Raw genomic sequence first — 9,114 nt, 5'->3', positions numbered from 1 at the left:
TTTCAATTATAATCAAAGGATTTCTTTTTTTCAGCACCGCCAGAAGGCTTCTTTAGAACCACCAGCCTAGCTGGTGGTTTTCGTTCTTACAAAAAAACTCCACCAATCTGGTGGAGTTTTGAAGACAGAGGTAATATCAACTAGTGACTTTTACTCGTACAATCCCTTGCTAAAGTAACGGTCGCCGCGGTCGGGGGCTACGAACACGATGTTCCCGCGGGCACCCGAGGCGATGAGCTTTTTGGCTGCGGTGAATGCTGCGCCCGAAGAAGATCCTGCAATGAGTCCTTCTTTCTTGGCGAGTTCGCGAGCGCCGCCAAAAGCGTCGTCATCGTTGATCTTGATGACCTGATCCACAAGCGACATATCCATGGTGTCGGCGATAAAGTCGTTGCCAATTCCTTTGATGTTGTAGTCGCCATGTTCGCCGCCGCCCATAGTAGAACCTACGGGGTCTGCGAGCACGCCCTTGATGTTCGGGTTCTTTTCCTTGAGCGCCTTGAGAATGCCGCTGAAGGTACCGCCACTTCCTGCGCCTGCCACCACGTAGTCAACTTGTCCATCCAAATCTTCGTAGATTTCGGGGCCGGTGGTTTCGTAATGGGCCAGCGGGTTGGACATGTTGCGGAACTGCCTAAGCGAAACAGAGCCGGGAATTTGAGTCAAGAGTTCTTCGGCTTTCTTTTCGGCACCAAGCATGCCGTCTTCACGCGGGGTGTTGATGAGTTCTGCGCCGAGGGCGCGCATGAGCGTTTGCTTTTCTTGCGAGAACTTGGTGGGCACCACGAATATCACTCGAATGCCGCGGTTGAGGGCAGCAAAAGCTATGCCGAGGCCGGTGTTGCCTGCGGTGGCTTCGACAATGGTTCCACCCGGTTTCAGGAGACCCTTTTCAATCGCGTCGTTCACCATGTAAAGGCCGGTGCGGTCCTTCACGCTGCCCGAGGGATTCCAGAGTTCGAGTTTGGCAAACAGGTTTACACCTTCGGGGAGTCCCACGTGCGTAAGCTTTACAAGCGGAGTCTTCCCGATTAAAGATTGCATCGATTCATAGTAATGCATATTATGCTTCCTTCGCGGCGTTGATGCCGGCGTTCAAATCCAAGATAATGTCATCGACTTTTTCGATACCTACAGACAAACGAATCAGTCCATCGGTAATGCCCACCTTCTCACGAATTTCCTTCGGAATAGAGGCATGGGTCATGGTAGCCGGATGGCATACAAGGCTTTCGACGCCGCCCAAACTTTCAGCCAGTGAAATCAGCTGCAGGGCCTTGAAGAATTTCTTGATGTCGTAACCTTCGTACAATTCGAACGAAATCATGGCGCCACCGTTCTTGGCCTGCTTCTTGTTGATTTCGTAGCCCTGAGCGTTCGGGAGGCCCGGATAATAAACATGCTTTACTGCTTCGTGCTGTTCCAAGTAGCGGGCAATGCGTTCTGCATTTTCGGTATGGCGATCGAGGCGCACACCGAGCGTCTTGATGCCGCGAATCAAAAGGAAAGAATCGAAGGGGCCAAGCACCGCACCCACGGCATTCTGATTGAATGCGAGGCGGTCGGCAATTTCCTTATTGTTGGTCACTGCAAGGCCAGCCACCACATCGCTATGGCCGCCCAAGTACTTGGTTGCGGAATGCACCACGATGTCGGCGCCAAGTTCCAGCGGGCGCTGCAAATAAGGAGTCATGAAAGTGTTGTCGACAATGGTCAGAATTCCATGTTTCTTCGCAATCGCGGCTACCCCTGCCAAGTCCGTTACGGTCAGGAGCGGGTTTGCCGGGCTTTCAATAAAGAAGGCCTTCACATCGGGCGTCACCTTGGTATCGAGCGTTGCCAAATCGGTCGTATCTTCAATAGAATAGGTAATGCCGAGGTTCTTGAATACCTTGTCCAAAACGCGGAAGGTACCGCCATAAACATTGCTCGAGATAATAATGCGGTCGCCCTGCTTAAAAAGCGAAAGCACCGTAGAAGTCGCCGCCATGCCGCTGCCAAAAGCAAAACCAGCGACACCGCCTTCGAGGTCGGCAATCAATGCTTCGAGCGCTGCGCGGGTGGGGTTACCCGTGCGGGAATATTCCCAGCCGGTATTTTCGCCGAGACCCGCCTGCTTATAGGTAGAAGTCTGATAGATAGGAACGTTGACAGCTCCCGTGACCTTGTCGCCATCGATGCCGCCGTGAATGAGTTTCGTTTCGATATATTTAGATGTTGACATTTTTTGAAGTCCTTTAGCGCCTTGCGCCTTTTATTGTTTAAACTTGAATAAAAAATCCCGCTCCGGAGACACAGCCGAGCGGGAATCTGTTTTAGATAAAAGCCTAAAAACTAGTCGCCCGTTCGACATCGACTCCAACAGCAACAACACATGTCCATCAGTTTTTGAGTCATTTATATTTTCCTACTATTTACGTAGGGATAATATAGACAAAAACAATAACGCTGTCAACTGAAAACGGGCTATCCAGTTATACTATTTTTCTTTGGTTTGTTATAGTTTAAAACGATAACCAGCCTGTATCAAGGCCTGTCACGGGCTCAATCCGGTTCACATTCTTCTGCGCATCGGTAACCACGGCCATTCCCGTCAGGTAATTCATCCAGCGTTGCGGCGTAAAGGTCATCTTGCAAAAGTGCGTGAGACATGGAACAACCCAGGCATCATGCGTCGCAAAAATGTTGAAGCGGGCGTCACCCTTTTCAAGCATCATCGAAAGCATTTCTTCGGAACGTGCAGGCAGCGGCGCAAACGCTTCACGGGTACGGCGCGGACCACACGCGGCCTCATTTTTTAGCCATTCGCAAATGCCTTCGTAAAATCCAGCGCGCAGCACCTTGGTGTATTCGTCGTAATCTTGAACAAAGTATTCCGCCAGGCAATCAAGCTTTTCAATATGCGGATTTTCAACGCCACGGCCCTTGCCTATGAATTCAGCCGTTTCAACACAGCGGCCAACTGGGCTCGAAAAGAAGCAGATGTCGCCTTCGGCAGGAATGCACTTACCCAGCGACAAAGCCTGCTCGCGTCCGCGCTCCGTAAGGCCAACATGCGCACCGAAGTCAGGATCGTTGGGTGTAATATGGTTTCGTTCACCGTGACGCACCAACAGGAACACACGTTCGTCAGATGCAAGGGATTCAAAAAACTTCGCAGCCGGTACAAATTCCATCTAAGCCCCGACACCGATCGCCGCAAGAACAGACGGCGAGCAAAGAACCCATATTGCATGCGCAATCGCAAAACTCAAGATGCCGAGCAGGAAACCGCAAATAATATCCGTCAACCAATGCACGCCAAAGTACACGCGCAAAAGCCCCCATGTGAGCGGCAAGAGCATCATGATCCAGCCGTACTGCGGTACCGCATAAAACACCGCCGAGGCCACCGCCAAGTTGTTCATGGTATGGCCAGACGGAAAACTGTACTTGTCAAGCGGCGGGACCTCCGCCTTAATAGAAGGATTCGCCGCAAAAGGCCTCGGACGCTTGGTGCTGAGCTTTACGCCCTCGTACAAGGCGAGCGCCACCACCAAGGCTACAAGCGCCTGCGCCAAAATCGGCCAAAACGCGGACCAGCCCAAATGCAAAAACAGCACCAGCGCAAAAATGCCCCAAATATAGCCGTCTCCCAGACGCACATAAAACTTGAGGAACTTAGTCGTCTTCGCAGAAAAATGCCGGTTCGTCCAATAAACCGACACGCGATTGTCAAACTCAGCGATTTTCTTGAACATTTGCATAAATTTAGAAATCCTACAGTTCCTTAAAACTCCCGTTCCAGCCAGCGAGACAGGAATACATCATAAACTTGGTATTCCTGTTTTTCTTTGGATTCAAGCGTCAACAGCAATTCCTTTTCTTGCAAGGATTCTGCCGCACGACGAGCGTTCGTGGAGCTACCAATGTTGTATTTCTTCAAAAACACGGTTGATGTCAGCTTACTCACGCTACCTTCTTTTGCAACGGCCACCAAAAGCAACCATTGCTGACGAGTAAGGAGTTCTCGGTACTGCAAAAAGTAATCGGATTCTCTTTCTAGAATCCTGTTTGCGGCATTTTTCACCACATCAATAGTCACGTTGCCACCGACAGCAAACACTTCGTTGCAAAGGGTCTGGGTATAAAATGTGTGGCGACGCGTCCACTCCAAAATCCAATCAACAGCACCGGCATCAATCGTTCTTCCCACCTCGGAAAAATGGCCCCGAATAAATTCAGCATACTTATCGGAATCGATTTTTCCAAGTGTCAGCAGTTTGGTGCTAGAAAAGAACGGACGACCCGCACTTGTAAACATTTCGGCCATCAACTTCTTCTTACTGCCACAGAATATAAAACGAATGTTTTGCATAGACTGCGTATAAGTTCTAAGCAAGGCTTCGGCTGTCTTTTCGGGATACTCCGTAATTTGTTGGAATTCGTCAAACGCCAACACAACCGGCTTTTCGCGGGTATTCAAAAATTCAAGCAGACTTTTGAGAGTCCATTCCTTTTCCGAAACGGTTCCGTAGTTAAACTGCAACTGCGGCGAACCCGAAATGGAATCATAAGTAAGCGTGGGTCGAAGCGTCTTCAAAAAAGTTACGAACCCTTTGCCAATAGATGTCTTTTCAGGAAATTTGATCAGGATGGCTTCTGCCAGGGTCTTGGTAAAATCTTCCAAGGTCAACGTCGCGAATATGTCAACATAGAGAGTTTCGTAATTCAGGCGCCGACGCTTCATTTCGGCAAAGGTATGCAAAATCAATCCCGTCTTTCCGTACTTACGCGGAGAGACCAGTGTCGTATCGGCACCGTTCTGAATATTCAATATAATAGCGGCAGTTTCGTCATCTCTGTCGCAGAAATAGGCCGGCGATTTATACCCTTTGACAATGAACGGATTTTCTTGCATAAAGACCTCTCTATACTAATATACAAAAATTGCCTAAAATAGGCAACCTATTTTAGGCAATTTTTCAAAGTCGGCCCAAAACGGCCATTTTTCCCGCCCCCAAAGCCAGCGGCCCCCTAAAATGCTATTTTTTCTCCCATAATCAATTACCAAGGTTTTTAATATGCGCGTACTCGTTCTTAATTGCGGCAGCTCCTCGGTCAAGTTCGCCGTTATCGACACCCAGACCAAAGAATCAATCTCTAGCGGCCTCGTCGAAAATATCGGCGTTAATGGCCACGTGAAGGCTAAGGGCCCGAACGGCAACATCGATTTCAACTTCGATTGCCCCACTCATGCCGAAGCCGTCGCCGAAGTCCAGAAGTTCCTCGCCGAACAGAAGCTCATCGACACCATCGAAGCTATCGGCCACCGCGTGGTGCATGGCGGTAAGTACATCAAGAGCGAACGCGTCACGCAGGAAGTCATCGACTACATTCGTAGCATCACTCTGTTTGCCCCGCTGCATGAACCGGCTCACGCCACCGGTATGGAATGCGCCACCAAGTTCTTCCCGACGCTCCCGCAGGTCGCCGTGTTCGACACCGCCTTCCACCAGACCATGCCGCGCAAGGCCTACCTCTACGGCATCCCCTACAAGTTCTATGAAGAAGATGGCATCCGCCGTTACGGCGCCCACGGCACCAGCCACCGTTTTGTGACTGCCGAAGCCTGCCGTATCCTTGGCAAGAAGCCCGAAGAAACCTGCCTCATTACCGCTCACCTCGGCAACGGCTCCTGCTGCTCCGCCATTTTGAACGGCAAGTGCGCCGACACCACCATGGGTTTCACTCCGCTCGAAGGCCTGATCATGGGTACCCGCTCTGGTTCCATCGACCCGGCCATCCTCTTCTTCATCAGCAAGAAGTACGGCTACGATATCGACCGCCTCGACAAGCTTGTAAACAAGGAATCCGGTTTGCTCGGCCTCTCCGGTCTTTCTAACGACATGCGCACCTTGACGCAGGCCGCAAGCGAAGGCCACGTGGGAGCCCAGATTGCTCTCGAAACATTCGCCTACAGGCTCACCCGTGAAATCGGCGGCATCGCCATGGCTCTCCCGCGCATCGACGCTCTCGTGTTCACCGGTGGTATCGGCGAGAACAGCAAGCTCGTCCGCAAGATGGCGATGGACAACCTCAAGATTCTCGGCTACCAGATTGACGAAGCCCGCAACGAAAAGAACGGCAAGGAATCTGGCCACATCATCAGCAAGGACGGCACGCCGACCGCCATGGTCGTCGCCACCAACGAAGAACTGCTGATTGCGCTGGATACTGAAGCACTCGTAAAGTAGGTGCGAGGTCGGATGCCTGCGGCATCCTTTGAGGTGTGAGGACACTCCACCTTACAGGTGTCGCTCTGAGGTTTCCTCCGAAAAAAAATGATATAAAAGAGGCTCCGCATCGCGGAGCCTTTACTGTATACTTCCTACTGACTACTGTCTACTATTTAATCGTCCATGTCTGCTTGTTCACTTGCAGGATCTTGCGGCCCTGCACCTGAGCGGCAGCGGCGCGGACCTGAGCTTCAGAGACCGGAAGCTTGGCCTTCCACATCACGCGGCCCTGCATATCGAACAGCGCCACGGCGCCGCGGTTTGCGAGGATTGCGCTCTGCCAGTTGGCCTTCGGGGCGGCAGCAATCGTCGGCCTGATAGAGGTCTTCGGATCAGCACTCAACATCACGCGAAGAATAGTGGAGTTGGAATCCGATGCATCATGAGCAACGACGGTGAACGGAACAGCGGAGCCCGATTCAAGGGTAACGTCCTTCTTGGTCATCAGAATCATCAAATTACCCTGAATATCCCATTCCACCTTGTTGGTCATAGTCTTGTTCGACACTGCAGTATAGGTCAGCGTATCGCCATCCGGATCCGTGAACAGAGCGCTCAGGTCAATGGTATCAAGCAGCGTCGTCTTGGCACCCACATACACGGTATCGATAGCCTTTTTCGGTTCAGGCTTGTCGTTCGTGCAAGCAATGACTGCCGGGATTTCAAGTTCGGTTGCAGCACCTTCAGCATCCTTGGCAATCAAGTACACCTTGGCTTCGCCGCAAGCATCCTTCACCGGCTTGATCTGCAGATATCCATTAGCAGCGATCACCGGGTTGGTGAGGCTGTCATCGGTTCTGGCAGAGAACGTCAACTTGGTAACGGCGCTATCGTCGGTGAACCAGCTCTGCATTTCAACCTTGCTGTAGTTCACCATCTTGAAATCTTCGACAAGGTCGGCAAGGCGAGCGCCCACCGTATCGGCAACGCCTTCCTTAACAACCGGAGCCCTGTTCCTATACACAATGGTAAGCTTCACCAAAGCAGGTTCAGAGGTATCGCCTTCGGCATTCACGACCCGATAGACGAACTCATCTTCGCCTTCTTCGTCAGGTGCAGCGTAGGTGAACGAACCATCTTCAGCAAGCGTCACCTTACCATACGTGCCATCTTCAATCAAAATCGCCTTAAGCGTAGACTTTGCATTGTCGGGGTTCTTGTCGTTTGCAAGCACGCCCTTCTTTGCGTCAATGGCGTTCACGGTATCCTGCAAGACCTTGTAGGCATCAGCATTGGCAATCGGCGGATCGGCCACCGGAGTTACCTTCACGTAGAAGAATACGCTTGCGGTTTCCTTGCCGTCTACGGCATACATCGTCACTTTGGCCACACCATTTGCATTAACAACAGGTTCCAGGTCAATCACATGATCATCGCCAAAGGTTCCATACTTGGCCGTGACAATTCCGCTAGACTTAACGAGCGGCGTCAAGAAGCCTTCCACATCCGGGTCGACAAAGATCAAGCTGTCAAGCGGAATCGTGACAGAAACCGGGTCAAAATCTTCAGCCAGCACGAGCGTATCGCCCAGCTTGTAGGTATCTTCGCCAAGGGAAATTGTAACACCCGGAGCGATTCCCACAATAAGCGGGTCGTCCACGTTGGTCACCGTAATCACGACGATCGCCACATTGCTCGTTGCCGGATCGTCGGTCTTGGTTTCGATCAATTGATAGCTAAAGGTATCGGCACCGAAGAAGTCCTTATCCGGAACGTAGGTGAAAGCACCCGTCGAATCAAATTCCAAGGAACCGTGCTTCGTACTTTCAACAAGTTCAGCCTGGAAGTTCTTACCACCATCAGGGTCATAGTCGTTTGCAAGCACGCCCGTCAAGATTGTAGACTTGGTCAGCTTGACTTCTTCCTTAACGGTATAGGCGTCATTCACGGCAACCGGCGGATTTTCGCGGTCAACCGTCGTAACCGTAAACTCATAAGCCACCGACTTCTTAGTAGGATCGGTTGCAGTAATGGTCACAGCCGTAGAGCCTTCCGGATTCGACGCCGTAATCAAATTGAGTTTCTTGGTCTTCTTATAAAGCGTATCGGCGAGCAAGACGAGCTTTGCGTTTTCAACTTCTACAGCATAAGTGAGTTCGTCTTCGTCGGCATCGACAAACACCTTGGTGAGGTCAAGTTTCAAGGTGTCGCCTTCGTTCAAAGTCACGTCATCACCGCTTGCATAGCCCGTACCGAGTTCCGGAGCATGCATTTCGCAAGTGGAGCCCAGCCATACGGCAGAAACCGTAATCGTATTCGTGGTTCCGTAGTCAGCCACAAATGCCTGCTTGTAACCAAACTGGAGAGCCTGTTGCTTGGTAAGGTCCAAGGCCTTTTTAGCACCCCAACCTTCCTGTTCCAAATCAGCGAACGCAACAAACACGGTCGTCAACTTTGTTGTCGCCGGAATCATCGCTCCATAAAAGTCATAGTCCTTAATGGTCGACTGCTTAAATTCCATTCGGAAGGGGGCTTCCGCAGAATAAGTCAGGCACACGCCCGCATAATCTTCGAGCGAAATCACCCCGTTACTTTTGGCCCAGGCAAAACCCATGCCGGCAGCGCTGCTTTCATTGGTCTTGCTCACAGACAAAGTAAGCACCTTGCTTTTGTCCGTCGCCGTTGTAAGTGTAGCTTTTGCGCCTGCCGCTTCAGCTGCGGTAGCTTTTGCATCAGGGTAAGAATACCATCCGTTCACCGGAGGTACAACACCGTTTCCATCTGCTGCACTCCACACCGTTGCGGTAGCAGCGTAGGCAGAACCTGCCAGAGCGCACAAGGCGCCCATCCACGAAATCATCTTTTTCACCATATTCGACCTCTTCATGATTTCCCA

7 protein-coding genes are annotated in these 9,114 nt (G+C 51.3%); 1 reads left to right on the top strand and 6 read right to left on the bottom strand.

Annotated elements, in window-relative coordinates:
* Positions 1 to 150 precede the first annotated feature (150 nt).
* The 5 genes from BUA40_RS07800 to BUA40_RS07780 form a co-directional block, all read right to left on the bottom strand.
* On the bottom strand, positions 151 to 1,062 hold the full coding sequence (locus BUA40_RS07800) for a PLP-dependent cysteine synthase family protein (RefSeq protein ID WP_072800077.1): 912 nt from the start codon (positions 1,060 to 1,062) through the stop codon (positions 151 to 153).
* Between the two features lies 1 nt (position 1,063).
* Complete coding sequence (locus BUA40_RS07795; RefSeq protein WP_072800076.1) at positions 1,064 to 2,224, bottom strand: trans-sulfuration enzyme family protein; 1,161 nt, start codon at positions 2,222 to 2,224, stop codon at positions 1,064 to 1,066.
* Between the two features lie 280 nt (positions 2,225 to 2,504).
* Positions 2,505 to 3,176, bottom strand: coding sequence for a histidine phosphatase family protein (locus tag BUA40_RS07790; RefSeq protein ID WP_072800075.1), 672 nt, complete (start codon positions 3,174 to 3,176; stop codon positions 2,505 to 2,507).
* Complete coding sequence (locus BUA40_RS07785; protein ID WP_072800074.1) at positions 3,177 to 3,740, bottom strand: phosphatase PAP2 family protein; 564 nt, start codon at positions 3,738 to 3,740, stop codon at positions 3,177 to 3,179. It lies immediately after the preceding gene.
* 29 nt (positions 3,741 to 3,769) lie between these two features.
* The gene (locus BUA40_RS07780) at positions 3,770 to 4,900 is read right to left on the bottom strand and encodes an AAA family ATPase (RefSeq protein ID WP_072800073.1); all 1,131 of its coding nucleotides are present in this window, start codon (positions 4,898 to 4,900) and stop codon (positions 3,770 to 3,772) included.
* A 163-nt stretch (positions 4,901 to 5,063) separates the two neighbouring features.
* On the opposite strand from BUA40_RS07780, the gene BUA40_RS07775 reads away from it, so the two are divergent.
* Entirely contained in the window at positions 5,064 to 6,236 is a 1,173-nt protein-coding gene (locus tag BUA40_RS07775; protein ID WP_072800072.1) for an acetate/propionate family kinase, read from the top strand.
* A gap of 151 nt (positions 6,237 to 6,387) precedes the next feature.
* Here BUA40_RS07775 and BUA40_RS07770 read toward each other — a convergent pair whose 3' ends face one another.
* Positions 6,388 to 9,105: an Ig-like domain-containing protein gene (locus BUA40_RS07770; protein WP_083585334.1), complete on the bottom strand. Its 2,718-nt coding sequence runs from the start codon at positions 9,103 to 9,105 to the stop codon at positions 6,388 to 6,390.
* Positions 9,106 to 9,114: the final 9 nt, after the last annotated feature.

Source organism: Fibrobacter sp. UWT2 (assembly GCF_900142545.1).
Lineage (GTDB): Bacteria > Fibrobacterota > Fibrobacteria > Fibrobacterales > Fibrobacteraceae > Fibrobacter.
This window is presented reverse-complemented; position numbering and strand designations above follow the sequence as displayed.